Raw genomic sequence first — 15,248 nt, 5'->3', positions numbered from 1 at the left:
TCGATTATTGATGACTCAATTCTTTTTAAAATTCGCTGATGTACTCAAAATCTAGCCTCATATTTTTAGAATTGAGTAAATTAGTTAGAAAAATGAATGATCCGATGTCGTATTGCCGTCAAAAAACCGATGTGATAAAATCACATAGCAAATGATTATCATTATCAATTATCTAAAATGGGGGAGAATTCATCCAATGAACAATATCGAATTATATAAAACAGCCTTTATCAACGGACTCGATGTCGAGCCAGACGCGTCATTCGAAGAAATGAAGCTCGGTGTCACGAAAGAGTGGGATTCGATTGGCCACATGACATTGATTGCGGAGCTCGAGGACGCTTTTGACGTCGATCTCGATTCCGATGTGATCACAGATTTCAACACGTATCAGTCTGGCATCGACTTATTGAAACGCTTGGGTGTGGACTTCGGTTAATGAAACGCTTCGATACGATTGGTCAGTATGGAGAACGCACCGCCATTTATGCGAATCGTGCGTATTCCTACGAAGAGATGATTGAGGCGGCCGACGCGATTGCGCGTGAGGTCGGCGATCGAACGCTCGTCTTTTGTTTGTGTGCTAACAATAAAGAGTCACTCTTCGGCTACGTCGGGTTCCTGCGCGGACGCATCGTGCCATTCCTGTTGGATGCAGCGATTCATTCGGAACAGCTGCAGAACTTAATTGACCGCTATCGACCGACGCACATTTGGGCGAATCGGGAGCATGAGCAATTAATGCAGGAGATGGACACGACTTACGAATATGGGGACTATGCGCTATTTGAATGTCCTCATGTGATTGAGCATGAACTTCATGACGAGCTCGCGCTCCTGTTGACGACGTCCGGCAGTACGGGCAGTCCGAAGCTGGTACGGCTCAGCTACGACAACCTGTTCCACAACGCAGCATCGATCGTGTCGTACTTAAATATCAATGAAGACGACCGTCCAATCACGACGTTGCCGATGAACTATTCGTACGGCCTATCGATTATCAACAGCCACCTCGTGTCCGGGGCGACCATCGTGGTGACGGAAGCGTCCGTCATGCAGAAAGAATTTTGGCAGTTATGCCGCAATCAGCATGTGACGACGTTCGGCGGTGTGCCGTTCGTCTACGAGATGCTGCACCGGCTCAAGTTCGAGACGATGGAGCTACCGAGTTTGACGAAACTGACGCAAGCCGGAGGAAAATTGAGTCCGGATTTAGCGAGTGCGTTTACCGACATCTGCGAACGAAAAGGCATTCAGTTTTTCATGATGTATGGTCAAACGGAAGCGACGGCACGCATGTCGTATTTGCCTCCTGACCAGAATCGGGAGAAGGCGGGTAGCATCGGTATCACCATCCCAGGCGGTGAATTGACACTTCGAAATGAAGCAGGTGAACGTATTTCTTCCCCGAACATCGTCGGAGAGTTGATGTATCAGGGAGTAAACGTGTCGCTCGGGTATGCCGAGGCGTTATCCGATCTCGCGAGCGGAGATGAGAACGAGGGCGTCCTGCAGACGGGTGATTTGGCGTATATGGATGAAGACGGCTATTTCTTTATCGTCGGCCGCATCAAGCGGATGATTAAGATGCATGGGAACCGGATTAGCCTCGATGAAGTGGAGGACCTGTTACGAGCACACGGACATGAGTGTGTCTGTACGGGAACGGATGATGAGCTGTACGTGTACACGTTGCACGATGACCGTCCCGCCATCAAACAAGTCATCAAGGACATGATGCATACAAGAGGGGTCACGATTCTACAAATCGATGCCATTCCCCGGAACGAATCTGGAAAAATTCTGTATGCCGCATTACCGAAACGAGAGCTCGTCACCACCTGAACCAATAAGCGGGTGCAAGTGAAGCCTTTGTTGAAAGCTGTATAAGTTTAGAATAATCAGGTGAAGATATGACGTTTATTTCAATCGAGTTTTTACTGTTTCTCGCCATTTTAGTGGCGGTATATTATGTGGTGCCGCATCACTTCCGCTGGGTATTGTTACTGGCGGCCAGTTATTTGTTTTATGCGACGCTCAGTATCCAGTTCATCCCGTTGTTGCTCGTGAGTACAGCCTTTACGTTCGTCACGGGAATCCTGATTGAACGACAAGACGAGAAGCGACAGAAGAAACGCCTCATGATGATTGGTGTCTCCACGCTGGTATTGTTCCTCGGCTGGTTCAAATATTTTAACTTCGTGAACGACTCGTTGCGCACGGTGGCGACATCGATGGGGTGGAACTATGACATCCCGTATCGAGATGTCGTCTTGCCGCTGGCGATATCGTTTTATACGTTCCAGGCCATCAGTTATCTCGTTGATTTGTATCGAGGGAAGCTGAAGGCCGAGCGCCATTACGGCTATTTCTCGATTTACTTCGCTTTCTTCCCGCAGCTCGTGGCGGGACCGATTGAGCGGGCCAAGAAGTTGCTACCTCAATTCAAAGCGGAACAACGGTTCGACTATGAGCATGTCAGTTATGGAATGAAGCGGATTGCCTGGGGCTTCTTCAAGAAGACGCTCATCGCCGACCGGTTGGCGCCGATGGTCGCGAGCGTGTTCAGTCAGCCAGACCCGACCGGCTCCGAAATCGTGCTCGGGACGATGCTGTTCTCGCTTCAATTGTATGCCGACTTTTCAGCCTGCAGCGATATCGCCATCGGGACAGCGAGACTATTTGGCATCAAGTTGACGGAGAACTTCCGACAGCCTCATTTCGCGGTATCAATTGCCGACTTTTGGAACCGATGGCACATCTCGCTGTCGACGTGGCTCCGGGATTATATCTTTATCCCGCTCTGCAAAGGGAAAAAGAAACGACATCAAATCTATGTCGCTATCGTCATCACGTTCTTGGTGAGCGGCATCTGGCACGGGGCCGCCTGGAGTTTCGTCTTATGGGGTCTGATTCATGGCCTGTACCGCGTGTTCGGGGATGCGACGAAACATCAGCGGGAACAGATGGCGTCCTTCGTTCGATTGGACCGGACGCCCGAGCTTCATAAATGGCTGAAGATTGCGGTCACGTTCCAGTTGGTTTGTTTCTCCCGCGTCTTTTTCGTATCTGACTCGGTCGCCCAAGCGTTTCACCATGCCCAGTTGTATGTGACACCTTCGTCATGGGCACCGGTCGACATGCTGCAGGCACTTGAATTATTTTCGTTACTCGATTTACTCGTGTTCCTCTTCTTCTTTACGACCGTTCAGGTGTTTCAGTATATCGAACGGACGAAAGGTTCGGCTTGGGACTGGCTGGCCGAGCGTTCGGCTCTCACGAACGTGGCAATTCAACTGTTCGTGATTGTGTCGGTCTTGGTGTTCGGCGTGTCGAGTGAAGGGTTCATTTATGGTGGGTTCTAAGTGAAAGGAATGGCTATGAGAAGTGTATGGATGAAAATTTCAGTGGTGTTGATTATCGTTGCGCTCTTATTGATTCCGCTCAACGACTTTGTCAAACAGTCGTGGGCGTACAATAACAACCGCGGTGTGTTGGCGTTCCAAGATGACCCGTCCGAGCTAGACATTATCAACTTGGGGACATCGCACGCGATGTTCGGCTATGCGTTCAAACCGCTCGGTCTGTCGCATCTCGATTTAGCGTTGCCGAGCCAAACGATTGAATACGACTTGAAGATGTTGAAGCAGTATGATGATCATCTGCGTCCGGGTGGGGTCGTCATCGTCTCGCTCTCGCAAATCACGTTTAGTAATGCGGAGATTGGCCGGAAAGAAAACTATTATCAGGTGTTGGACCGGGAAGACATCGAACCGGTCAGTACGTTTGATTATTATACGTACACGTCGATTCCTGCATTGAACAGTGGGAGCGTGTATACGGCGCTGTCGCGAGAAATTCGCGATTTCAGATGGGAGTCTCATAAACCGTGGGTGAACAATGGCCAGAATTATTCGGAACGAAAATACGAGATGGTCGAAGCGCAGTATAAACAGGCTGTGGAAAATCGTGACATCGAGCAGAATATGGAACGATTGAAAGACATCATCGAGTATTGTCAGGCGAAAGACTATCGCGTCGTGTTGGCGATGGAGCCGGTCCACGCATCCTACAACGCCTATTTTGATCAAGCGGTCATGGACCGACTCGTTTATCAACATCTGGCCGTGCTCGAGTTGGACGTCCCGTTCTTAAACTATATGGATGACGAACGGTTCATCCATCAGCGCGAGTACTTTCACAATCCAGACCATTTGAACGGGAAGGGGAGAACGCTCCTATCTTCTCTCGTCTATGAGGATTTGAAACGACTTGGCTATCTATAAGAAAAGGAAATCTACAGCAGCGTAGATTTCCTTTTTCGTATTGCTCCTATTACGAAACAATCTCGTTCATCAACGCATGCGTGTTACCCTCGGAGTCTTTGAAAAAAGCCATCCATGTCTCGAGGTTCTCCATTTTCGCGACGAGGTGCGGCTGGTCGATAAACTGAACATCTTTCGCCAAAAGCTGTTCATACGCCTCAGTGATGTTGTTCACTTGGAGATATAGCACGGAGCTCGCTTTTGCAAAATCTTCATTCTCGGGACGCGACAACATGAGCCGAACGCCGTTGCATTCTAGAAAGGCGAGACTGCCTGTTTGGAATAAGAGCGGAAGTTGAAGCGTGTCCCGGTAGAAACGTACCGCGCGATCCAAGTCGTGCACCGGTACGTAGATTTGTCTGATTTGCTGAATAAGATTCAAACGATATCCCTCCTAAAGTGGCATCTGTAACCGTGTAACGCATGTATTCTTGGTTAACGCGTTTTGCGAATTCGTTGAACGGTGAACATCCCGAGCGCCAGAACGATGGCTAGGCCAATCCATGTGAAGACGTAAATCAATGGCGACCCAGTCGTCCCGATGGTCACCTCGTTTTGAAGCATGGTGACGTTATCCGCTTCGGCGATGATGTCGGGTGTATAATTGAGCGTGCGGATGAAGCCGATTCCGAACGTGGCGACAACATAAATCACATGGAGTGCTGCGGATAGAAGAAGAGCGAGTCTGATTGTTTTCAAAATGGTGCTCCTTTTTGGATATAATCATGTATAACGATAGTATAACTAGAATTGCCTAAACCTGACAGACAAGGAGTGAGACTGATCGAAACCGTTTATTTAGCAGGTGGCTGCCTCTGGGGCGTCCAAGCGTTCATCAAGACGTTACCCGGTGTCATCGAAACAGAGGCCGGACGGGCGAACGGAGCGACGGATACGCTTGACGGAGCATATGACGGCTACGCCGAATGCGTCAAAACGACGTTCGATCCGAGCGTCGTCACGATGAAGGAGTTGATGAATTACTTATTTGAAATCATCGACCCGTATAGCGTCAATCGCCAAGGCGAAGATGTCGGCGAAAAGTATCGGACCGGCGTCTATAGTGCAGACCCACGCCATTTGGAAGTCGCACGCACATTGATCGACAACCGAAGCGATGCGGACCGAATCGCGGTCGAGGTATTGCCGCTCACGAACTACGTCCGAAGCGCGGACGAGCATCAAGACCGGCTTGAGCGATGTCCGGACGATTACTGCCATATCCCGAAGACATTATTAGAGAAGTACAAACAATGAGCCGACACGATGCCGTGTCGGCTCATTTGTTATGCCCGCTCGAGGACGTTCACGAGCAAGCGATGCACGACCTCGTGGTCGCTCACGTCATGCAGTTTGTAGTCTTTCCCGGGCAATGTGTACCACTCGGCCGCACCGACGTACGTGATGGCGAGCTCGAGCGTGCCGTCTTCCTGGCATGTCGTCCGTAATTCAAGATCTCCACTGATGACGCCGACTTCCTCGGTCATGACGCCGTGAGTGGCTTTAAATACTGAAGATTGCTGGTTCATCGTAGACTCCTTTCTGAATCAATAGACGCAAGCATTGATGGCCGTTTGAAGGGCCGTCTTTTCTGTCGATTGGAGGCTGAGACCCCAGCGGCTCTTCGTCTCGACCCACATCTTCGCATAAGCGCAACGTGCACCGGTGCGTGTCGGTTGCCATGTTGACGGGTCTTGGTCCCCTTTTGAACGGTTCGAGCTGGCCGAGACGGCAATCAGCTGTGGTCCGGTCAAATCGTTGGCGAAGCTTTGACGTTTCGTCGTCGTCCAGCTGTTGGCACCTGAACGCCACGCTTCGGCCAACGGTACGACGTGGTCGATATCCAAATCAGATGGTGACGTGAACGTGATGCCGTCATAGTAACTGTACCATGACCCTGATGTGACCGGACAGTCACCGACGTACGAATCGGCGTCACGTTTCAAGACAACTTGACGCGTGTCGCAGCCGTTCCCTTGTCCGCTCCAGTGCGGGAACAGGTCACGGCTATAGCCGGTCATCGTTCCTTCAGTTTTAACGGTCAATGCGTTCAACTTCGTGAGCGCACTCGATTTCGATGGAATATTGGGCGGAAGTGCCGAGGCGGTCGGCGTCGTGAAGTGGAGCGACGTGGCGACCAAGATGATGGCGAATAACGAACTGATGCATTTTTTAAGCATGTTTGTGCCTCCTATTATGTATGACGACTGAACGACGCGCATCGTAAACGCACGATGCACATCGACTATACATGGCAAGGAAGTGAGAAATACGCAAATTTACAAAAAATGAATCCAAAGATTATAAAAGTTGAGGTCAGGGACATGATACATGACATCAGACGTCCCGGCTTTAGCACTACCGGCATACGCGCAGGCACCAACTATTGGTATAATGAAGGCGGTTTGTAGTAAAGGACGAAGGAGTTGGGATGAATGAATCAAAAAGACATCGCGGCGATTCGCAAGCATTTCAAGTTGAATGCGGAAGCGGTCAAAATCGCTGACATTTATAATATTTATATTCGCCAAGACAGCAACGAGATTTTTTACGAGGAGTTACGCTCGTTCCCGTTTGTCGAACAGGAGCACCAAGAGCTGTTTCTCGCCAACTTCAAGAAAGTGCTCGGCGGCAAAATCGACGAGAAGTTGTTCGAAGTGAAGTTTCAACATCCGGAGCCGGGCCAGACCGACCATACGCAGACGTTGTTGTATGAGGCACTTCGGACCGACGATATCGAAGAATGGGCCGGTATGATGCAGCGGATCGCGCTCAAGATGGTCCAGGAGGCACCGTTTGAGAAAGATATGGTCGTCACGTTCATTCGCTTCAAATACAATAAGCCGACACGTCGTCATTCTGAGGAGACAGAAATCGATATGCGCGACGAGGTGTGGACGTCACGATTCATCCTATGCAGCATCAATCAGACCGAGCTCCCGAAACAGTCGCTCGTGTTCGACTATATCGAGCGGGAGTTCAAGTCGAATATCTTCATCAATCCCGTCATCAAACTCGATGCCCCGATTGGTGGTTTCATGTTCCCGTGCTTCACGGACAACGCGGCCGACGTCAACCATATCTTGTACGCCGCGCAAAAGGCTCATCAACCGGACTTTGGCTTTATCGAGAACGTCTTGAACGGGACCGAGATTGTGACGGCGGTCGAGGAGAAGGCGATGTTCGAGGAAGTCGTCAAAACCGTCATCGGCGAAGAAGTGAACGTGGGGACGCTCGCTACCGTTTACGATGAAATCAACCAAATGATCCTCGCCGAAGCGGAGCGTGAGGACGAGGAAGAGAGCGTGCCGATGATTGACGCCCGCACTGTCGAAATCGTCTTGAAAGCGAGCGGTGTCGAGGACGTGACGACGGAGAAGGTCGAGCAGGCGTTCCAACAAGTCGTCGACGACCGCCAATATGAGATGAAGGCGAGCAGCGTCGTCCCGAAATACACGTCGAAATCGATTAAAATCAATACGAAAGTCGCCAATATCTCAATCAGCCCGCAAGACTTGAAGTACGTGAGACAAGTGAACGTGAAAGGGAAACGTTGCCTGTTGATTGAACTAGAAGAAGACACGGAAATCGAAGGATTCAAGTTGATCTCGGAAGAACTGCTCGACTGACGCTAAGCGGACGGAGGCGAGCGGGTTCACCCGTTAGAAATCGTTGAGCGGATGACCGCCCTTGCTGTCCTCCTGTAGAGACATCGTTCGATTCGAGAGGACAAGATTGATTTTCTTCATTTGGAAGACTGAGGTTCAGACAATCGTCTGAGCCTTTTTTTGTCAATCACGTGAGGATAGTTGAATTTCGGAACGGTTATCGGTATGATGCTCTTGAAAGCGTTCTCTCGATAAGTTTTATTTTTTTAAAGTTTATCGAAAGCGCTTTCGGTAATGTTGGTTAAACACAAAAAAGGCCCGGAGAGATCTTCCTCTCCGAAACCTGGATTGTTTATTTATGGGCTTTACTAACTTTTAGCTTTTTACCTTTAATCGGTGTCGATTCCATCGCCTGAAGGACGAGTGAGCCTTTGCCGTTCAAAATGTCGACGTACGTCATCTGGTCGTTGATCGTGATGATGCCGATATCGTCAGCCGACACGCCAGGAATTTTGGCGATTGTACCGACGAAGTCGACGGCGCGGAGTTTTTTCTTCTTCCCGCCGCTGAAGTGAAGCTTCATGATGTCTTGGTTGATCCGGGCCGTCTTGTTGTTGCGAACGACACGTCGACCGCTCAACTTCTCTTCGAATGCGGCTTGGTTGCGCGCGACTTCTCTTTCAGTCGGTGCATCCATCTCCGGGATATCGAACTTGATGAACGCTTCGATGGCGCGAACGAACTTGCCTTCATGCGGCGTCGCGAGCGTGATCGCTTTTCCGGCGTTGCCGGCACGGCCTGTGCGTCCGGTCCGGTGCACGTAGCTCTCTTTTTCCATCGGCACGTCATAGTTGATGACGAGGTTGACGTTATCGACGTCGATTCCACGTGCTGCGACGTCGGTCGCGACGAGATAACGGAAGTTGCCCATCTTGAACCCTTCCATGACGGCGAAACGGTCTTCTTGCTCAAGGCCACCGTGGAGGCGTTCGCACGAGTAACCGGCCTGATCGAGCTCGGTGTAAACCGTGTCGACATGTTCTTTCGTCCGACAGAAGATGAGGCAGCTGTCCGGATTCTCGACGACCGTCACATCTTTCAGCACAGCGAGCTTGTCTTCTCGGCGCACTTCAATCAAGCCGTGTTCGATCGTCGAAGCGGTGACACCGCTCGATTCTATGGCGACACGGATTGGTTCGTTCATGTGTTTCTGGCACAGGCGCTCGATATCGTTCGGGAACGTCGCCGAGAACACCATCGTCACACGGTCGCGTGGCAATTCTTGGAGGATCGCCTCGACGTCAGCGAGGAAGCCACGGTTCAACATCTCGTCGGCCTCATCGATAATCAAGTAATCGATTTTATCGAGAACGAGTGTCTCACGTTCGATGTGGTCCATGACGCGTCCCGGTGTCCCGACGACGATGTGCGTCTTCTGCTTCAATTCTTCACGTTGCTTCGAGAACGGTTCTTTCCCGTAGACGGCGGTCGCCTTGATGCGTTTGAAACGACCGATGTTTGTCATATCCTCACGGACTTGGACGGCAAGTTCGCGCGTCGGTGTGAGAATCAGCACTTGCGGCTTGTTCTCTTCCCATTCGATGAGTTCTGTGACCGGGATGCCGAACGCTGCGGTCTTCCCGCTTCCGGTTTGGGCTTTGACGACCAAGTCTTGGCGCTCGAGGGCGAGCGGGATGACTTTCTGTTGGACTTCGGTCGGTGATTCGTATTTCATGATGCCGAGCGCGCGTTGGATGTCTTCGCTCAGGCGATAGTCTGAAAAGCGTGGTTGATTCATAGGTTTACCTCTTTTTCGTGTAAGAAACTTCTATTCGAGAAATTTTCATTAGCAATTTGGATTACGCTTCATTATACACGAAACGAAGCGGTTCGTCGTTCATGCACGAAAACGGTCAAGACGAAAGCGACTCAAATCGAACGGTGTCTGTCCGTCTAGCGTGAGTTGGCTCAACACTTCGCCCATGACACTGCCGAACTTGAAACCGTGACCGGAGAAGCCACAGGCGATGAGAACATTGGGATGCTCGGGATGAAAATCGACGATGAAATCATGATCATCCGACATCGTGTACAGGCACGTTTTGCCTTGATTCAAGTGGCCGTTCGCCTCTGGCATATAGGTCGAGAGAAACTGGCGCAAGTCGCCTTCATCTGACTCGAAGTGTCCAAAGTTTTGCGTATGTAGGTTCGGGTCGATGGCCTGACCGCCGTCAGTCCGTCCGACTTTGAGTCCAGCCCCGTCAAGACTTGGAAATCCATAGAACATCCGGTCACTGTCCTCGACGAAGAACGACGGGAACGTCGCATCCGAATAAAGTGTCTCGTCCGCGTCGAACCAGCCGACGACTTTCCGGGTCGGTTGAAGCGGGAGCGATAGGTCGGGGAGCAGTTGTTTCGCCCAGGCTCCGACTGTGACAATCACTTTCTTAGCGTAAAACGTCGCCTCGGACGTGACGAGGGTGACCCCGTCCGAATTGAAGGAAAGCGACTTGACGGGCGTGTTCATCACGAGCTCGGCGCCATTTGCGGAGGCCCGCTCGCGATACGCTCGAATCGCATTCTCGCTGTAGAGCAGTCCCGACTCGGTCTCATAACAACCGATATAGTCGTCTGGAATCGAGAGTCCGGGCCAACGTGTCTCGATGTCTCGTTTAGACAAAAGCTGGAGCGGCAAGTTATACTTTTCGGCCGAGGCAATCGTCTCATCGAGAAACGCCGAATCGCGTGGCCCGATACCGAGGACACCCGTTTTCTTGAAAATCGGATACTGCGACGTACGGTCGAGATCTTCCCATAATTTTTGGGCCCGTTTGACGAGTGAGACATACGCACGACCTTCCCCGTAGGCATGGCGGATCATCCGGGTGTCTCCGTGATGGCTGCCTTTGTTATGAGGCGGGTCGAACGCATCGATGACAAGCGTATGGGCACCGCGTTCCGTTAAAAACGAGGCAGCTGACATGCCCATCGTGCCGGCGCCGATGACAGCGACGTCATATCGTACTGGTTGTGACATATGGACATCGATCCTTTCTACTGGAGTATTAGTAGAATGGTATGGAAAAGCTGGATAATTGTCAATTTTTTCTTGTTGAGTAGGGCGAAACAGTAAGGAATCAGGGAATTGAATCTACGTGTCAATTTTGCCTATGAAAAGGGGACTACATATCATGTTGAATCCACGTGAGACGTATCGTGTATTGGTAGCAAAGCTTGAGACAGCTCGACAAGCCCACACAATAGACGGTGTCGAGACCATCATCAAACCTATCCCAGACACTGATGTGACCGGAGACCTCGATCCACGGGTGTTAGCCGTCATCAAAGGCTATGCCGCATCCGAGCCGGAAACGTCATTCGACTTGGCGTCTGCCCGTGCCAGCATGGGTTGGCCCAACCGTGACGTGACGACGATGGACATCACGACAGACCACGTTATGATTCCGAGCGCTGACGGTGACATCCCGGCGCGCCTGTATCGACCGCGCACGGATGAGACGTTACCGGCCATTCTGTTCTTTCACGGCGGCGGCTTCTTCGGAGGGACGCTCGATACGGTCGAGAACCCGTGTAAACTGCTCGCCGAGACAGCGAACGCCCTCGTCGTCTCGGTCGATTATCGGCTCGCGCCGGAGCATCCGTTTCCGGCCGGGCTGAACGACTGTTTCCGAGCGGTTGAATGGGTATACGATCAGGCTGAAGAGTTGAACGTGCGGCAGTATCGCATCGCCGTCGCCGGCGACAGTGCCGGCGGCAACTTGGCGACCGCTTGTTGCTTACTCGACCGATCAAACAAGACGAGCATGATTCGTTTCCAGGCGCTCGTTTATCCGGTCGTCAATCTGGGATCGATTCCGACAGATGATTACGCATGGACACTCGACCACTATGAGATCAAACATCATCATGACTTGATACGTGGCGTCGTGAGGGCACTCGGAGATTCAGAAGACTTGTTGAACCAAATCTATCTACAAGGCAAGGCCGAACTGACCGACCCGCTCGTGTCGCCGTTGTTCGCGGATGATGTGACTGGCTTACCGCCCGCTTTGATCATCACGGCCGAATACGATTATCTTCGTCTCGAAGGTGAGGCGTACGCGCGGAAACTCGCACGCGACGGCGTACCGACGCGACTGATTCAATACCGCGGGATGGACCACGCTTTTATGGACAAGCTCGGTGACTACCCGCAAGCCGAAGACTGCATGATTGAAATCGCAAATGGAATGAAGGAGATGACACGATGAAGACTTACACATTGAACTGGGATACATATAAACAATTGGCGCGGACAGCCGTCGCAGAAGGGGCCGTCCTCTTGAAGAACGAGCACGCGACGCTTCCGATTCAAGCAGAGACGACCGTTTCTGTGTTCGGACGCAGCCAATTCAACTACTACAAGAGCGGCACGGGGTCAGGCGGGATGGTCAACGTCTCGCATGTGACGAGTCCGCTCGAGGCGCTTCAGGCGACCGAAGGGGTTCAATTGAATGCATCGCTTCTTGAGACGTATGAGACGTGGGTCGAGGCGAACCCGTTCGACCAAGGTGTCGGCTGGGCCGGAGAACCGTGGTCGCAGCCGGAGATGGAAGTGACGGACGAGCTCGTCGCGGAAGCGGCCGGGGCTTCTGATTTGGCGCTCATCTTCATCGGACGCACGGCCGGTGAGGACCGGGACAACACGGCCGACCCGGGCAGCTATTTGTTGACGGACATCGAGCAGGCATTGATTGAGAAGGTATCAAAAACATTCACGAAGACGGCTGTCGTCTTGAACGTCGGCAATATCATCGACATGGACTGGGCACACCAACCGAGCGCAATCCTTTATACGTGGCAGGGTGGAATGGAAGGGGGGACCGGACTCGTCGACGTCTTGACGGGTGCTGTCACGCCATCTGGTAAGTTGACCGATACGATCGCCAAATCGATTGAGGGCTACCCATCGACGAAAAACTTCGGACATGCGGACAAGGGCATCTATCAAGAAGACATCTATGTCGGGTACCGCTATTTCGAGACGTTCGCTAAGGATTCAGTGCTCTATCCGTTCGGGTTCGGCTTGTCGTATACGACGTTCACGACCGACGTCGCGACGGCGAGCGAACAGGACGGCGTGATCACGGTGACCGTTGATGTGACGAACACAGGCGCTGTTGAAGGAAAAGAAGTTGTCCAGCTGTACGTCGAAAAGCCACAAGGCGCGCTAGGGAATCCAGCGCGTTCGCTCGTCGCTTTCGATAAGACGGACAGACTCGCACCGGGGGAACGGACGACGCTCACACTCAGCGTCCCGGTCACGGACTTCGCGAGCTATGACGACAACGGCGCGACTGGGCACGCGTCAAGCTTCGTTCTCGAGGCCGGCACATACGAGCTTCACCTCGGGACCGACGTGCGCTCGGCACGACCGGTGTTCACGTATGAAGTGGATTCTCAACAAGTCGTCGAGACACTCAGCGAGAACATGGCCCCGGTCACTCCGTTCGACCGACTCAAACCAGTCCTCGGCGAGCATGGCTATTTGGTCGAGTACGTACCGACGCCGCTCCGTGCGCTCGATGTCGAGGCACGTTACCTCGCCGAACGTCCGGTCACGCGCGACTACGCCGGTGACAACGGCATCACACTGAAGGACGTTTACGCCGGCAAGGTCGAGCTCGATGAGTTCCTCGATCAATTGACGGATGAGGATCTCGCCTGCATCGTCCGGGGACAAGGCATGAACTCGCCGCGCGTGACACCGGGGACAGCCGCCGCGTTCGGTGGCGTGTCGGACCGTTTGACCGACCTCGGTATCCCGGCCGCATGCTGTGCGGACGGCCCGTCCGGCATCCGGATGGACATCGGGACGAAGGCGTTCGCGCTTCCGAACGGGACACTCCTCGCGTCGACGTTCAACGTTCAATTGGTGGAAGACTTGTTCGAGATGACGGGGCTCGAGATGCGCAAGAATCGCGTCGATACGCTCCTCGGACCTGGGATGAACATCCACCGCAACCCGCTGAACGGCCGGAACTTCGAGTACTTCTCGGAAGACCCGCACGTGACCGGCAAGATGGCGATCGCTCAATTGAACGGGATGCATCGCGTCGGCGTGACGGGAACGCTCAAACACTTCAGCGCCAATAACCAAGAGGCGCACCGTCACGATATCGATTCAATCGTCTCGGAGCGGGCGCTACGCGAGATTTACTTGAAAGGGTTCGAGATGGCCGTCAAAGAAGGCAAGGCGAAGTCAATCATGACGACGTACGGCGCCGTCAACGGCGTCTGGACGGCCGGGCTTTATGATCAGAACACACGCGTCCTCCGCGACGAGTGGGGCTTTGACGGTATCGTCATGACCGACTGGTGGGCGAAAGTGAATCACCATGAAAACGAGCCGGCGAACCGTCAGAACACGGCGGCGATGGTCCAGTCGCAGAACGACTTGTATATGGTCGTCGACCGTCCGGACACGAACTCGTTCGACGATAACACGGGCGCGGCGCTCGCGGCCGGGTCGCTCACGCGCGGTGAACTGCTCCGTAGTGCGGCGAACATCTGTCGTTTCGTCTTGCAGTCACCGGCGATGGAACGTCTCGTCGGTGTCCACGACGGTTCGGTCGACGTGATCGGGCTCGACGAGGAAGCCGGACAGGCTATCGACTTTGATGTGATGTATTGCCACCTGGAGAGCGGTGAGGCCGTCAGCTTGAGTGATGCGGACACATCGACGGGAAACACGCACGTCTTTGCCGTCTCGGTCGATGAGACAGGCACGTACGACGTGACGATCACGGCGAAATCGGACGCGGGCGAACTTGCCCAGATGCCGGTGACGTTGTTCGCCAACAACATCCCGGGCCCGACGTTCACGTTCAACGGAACGGACGGCGAATGGGTGACGCAGACGAAGCAAGTATTCTTCCTGAATCAACATAACTACTTGCAACTCTATTTCGCACTCGGCGGTCTCGACGTGAAAGACATCACGTTTACGCTCGCGGACTCGTTCAGCATGAAAAACGGCTGATGAACTTGATTGCTTCATTGTATACGGCTGGCCGCCTTTCACACATCACGTGCTATTTTGTATAATGGAGTCAACATCTTGTGATTGGAAAGGGGGGCGCATATACGTGGAAAATCGTTTGAGATTTTCTAAGTCTTCAATCACTCATGCAAAGCCAGTTGTCACAAGGGCGATCGTTTGCATGGGGCAGAACGTTTCATTTGATCGCTAAATCGTGTGACAACGATGGCTTTGCTTCCTTATTGTCGGATTCTTAATAAGGAGCGAGCAGAA

Annotated in this window: 14 protein-coding genes; 8 read left to right on the top strand and 6 right to left on the bottom strand. The window is 52.5% G+C overall.

What is annotated here, in order from left to right; genetic code table 11:
* The first annotated feature begins 196 nt into the window (after nt 1–196).
* From KNP85_RS05425 to KNP85_RS05410, 4 genes are all read left to right on the top strand, one after another.
* Entirely contained in the window at nt 197–439 is a 243-nt protein-coding gene (locus KNP85_RS05425) for an acyl carrier protein (RefSeq protein ID WP_021067876.1), read from the top strand.
* The gene (locus KNP85_RS05420) at nt 439–1,845 is read left to right on the top strand and encodes an AMP-binding protein (RefSeq protein WP_214801896.1); all 1,407 of its coding nucleotides are present in this window, start codon (nt 439–441) and stop codon (nt 1,843–1,845) included. Before KNP85_RS05425 ends, KNP85_RS05420 begins: the two co-directional genes overlap by 1 nt.
* Nucleotides 1,846–1,913: 68 nt before the next feature.
* Nucleotides 1,914–3,365 carry an MBOAT family O-acyltransferase gene (locus tag KNP85_RS05415; RefSeq protein ID WP_214801893.1) on the top strand — a complete coding sequence of 484 codons (1,452 nt, stop codon included), beginning with the start codon at nt 1,914–1,916 and terminating at the stop codon, nt 3,363–3,365.
* A gap of 30 nt (nt 3,366–3,395) precedes the next feature.
* A complete protein-coding gene (locus KNP85_RS05410) occupies nt 3,396–4,286 on the top strand; it encodes a hypothetical protein (protein WP_251136227.1) in 891 nt (296 codons plus the stop codon).
* 49 nt (nt 4,287–4,335) lie between these two features.
* On the opposite strand, the gene KNP85_RS05405 is transcribed toward KNP85_RS05410, so the two are convergent.
* Nucleotides 4,336–4,707 carry a VOC family protein gene (locus tag KNP85_RS05405; protein ID WP_214801887.1) on the bottom strand — a complete coding sequence of 124 codons (372 nt, stop codon included), beginning with the start codon at nt 4,705–4,707 and terminating at the stop codon, nt 4,336–4,338.
* 53 nt (nt 4,708–4,760) lie between these two features.
* Nucleotides 4,761–5,024: a hypothetical protein gene (locus KNP85_RS05400; protein ID WP_214801884.1), complete on the bottom strand. Its 264-nt coding sequence runs from the start codon at nt 5,022–5,024 to the stop codon at nt 4,761–4,763.
* 84 nt (nt 5,025–5,108) lie between these two features.
* On the opposite strand from KNP85_RS05400, the gene KNP85_RS05395 reads away from it, so the two are divergent.
* The gene (locus KNP85_RS05395; RefSeq protein WP_131472104.1) at nt 5,109–5,582 is read left to right on the top strand and encodes a peptide-methionine (S)-S-oxide reductase; all 474 of its coding nucleotides are present in this window, start codon (nt 5,109–5,111) and stop codon (nt 5,580–5,582) included.
* A 29-nt stretch (nt 5,583–5,611) separates the two neighbouring features.
* Here KNP85_RS05395 and KNP85_RS05390 read toward each other — a convergent pair whose 3' ends face one another.
* Both KNP85_RS05390 and KNP85_RS05385 read right to left on the bottom strand, forming a co-directional pair.
* Entirely contained in the window at nt 5,612–5,854 is a 243-nt protein-coding gene (locus KNP85_RS05390) for a hypothetical protein (RefSeq protein WP_214801881.1), read from the bottom strand.
* Nucleotides 5,855–5,872: 18 nt separating this feature from the next.
* Nucleotides 5,873–6,505 (bottom strand): HNH endonuclease family protein, encoded by a 633-nt coding sequence (locus KNP85_RS05385; RefSeq protein ID WP_021067884.1) that lies wholly within the window; start codon nt 6,503–6,505, stop codon nt 5,873–5,875.
* 255 nt (nt 6,506–6,760) lie between these two features.
* Here KNP85_RS05385 and KNP85_RS05380 point away from each other — a divergent pair, with 255 nt between their 5' ends.
* Nucleotides 6,761–7,954: a DUF4317 domain-containing protein gene (locus tag KNP85_RS05380; protein WP_214715369.1), complete on the top strand. Its 1,194-nt coding sequence runs from the start codon at nt 6,761–6,763 to the stop codon at nt 7,952–7,954.
* 331 nt (nt 7,955–8,285) lie between these two features.
* On the opposite strand, the gene KNP85_RS05375 is transcribed toward KNP85_RS05380, so the two are convergent.
* Entirely contained in the window at nt 8,286–9,731 is a 1,446-nt protein-coding gene (locus KNP85_RS05375) for a DEAD/DEAH box helicase (RefSeq protein ID WP_214801878.1), read from the bottom strand.
* A 99-nt stretch (nt 9,732–9,830) separates the two neighbouring features.
* A complete protein-coding gene (gene solA / locus KNP85_RS05370; RefSeq protein ID WP_214801875.1) occupies nt 9,831–10,970 on the bottom strand; it encodes an N-methyl-L-tryptophan oxidase in 1,140 nt (379 codons plus the stop codon).
* A 154-nt stretch (nt 10,971–11,124) separates the two neighbouring features.
* On the opposite strand from solA, the gene KNP85_RS05365 reads away from it, so the two are divergent.
* Nucleotides 11,125–12,204, top strand: coding sequence for an alpha/beta hydrolase (locus KNP85_RS05365; protein ID WP_214801872.1), 1,080 nt, complete (start codon nt 11,125–11,127; stop codon nt 12,202–12,204).
* A complete protein-coding gene (locus tag KNP85_RS05360; RefSeq protein WP_214801869.1) occupies nt 12,201–14,975 on the top strand; it encodes a glycoside hydrolase family 3 C-terminal domain-containing protein in 2,775 nt (924 codons plus the stop codon). The genes KNP85_RS05365 and KNP85_RS05360 overlap by 4 nt, the downstream gene beginning before the upstream one ends.
* Nucleotides 14,976–15,248: the final 273 nt, after the last annotated feature.

The organism is Exiguobacterium sp. s194 (assembly GCF_018618275.1).
GTDB lineage: Bacteria > Bacillota > Bacilli > Exiguobacteriales > Exiguobacteriaceae > Exiguobacterium > Exiguobacterium chiriqhucha.
Note: the sequence above shows the minus strand (reverse complement) of the source record. Positions and strands in the feature narration are given on the sequence as shown.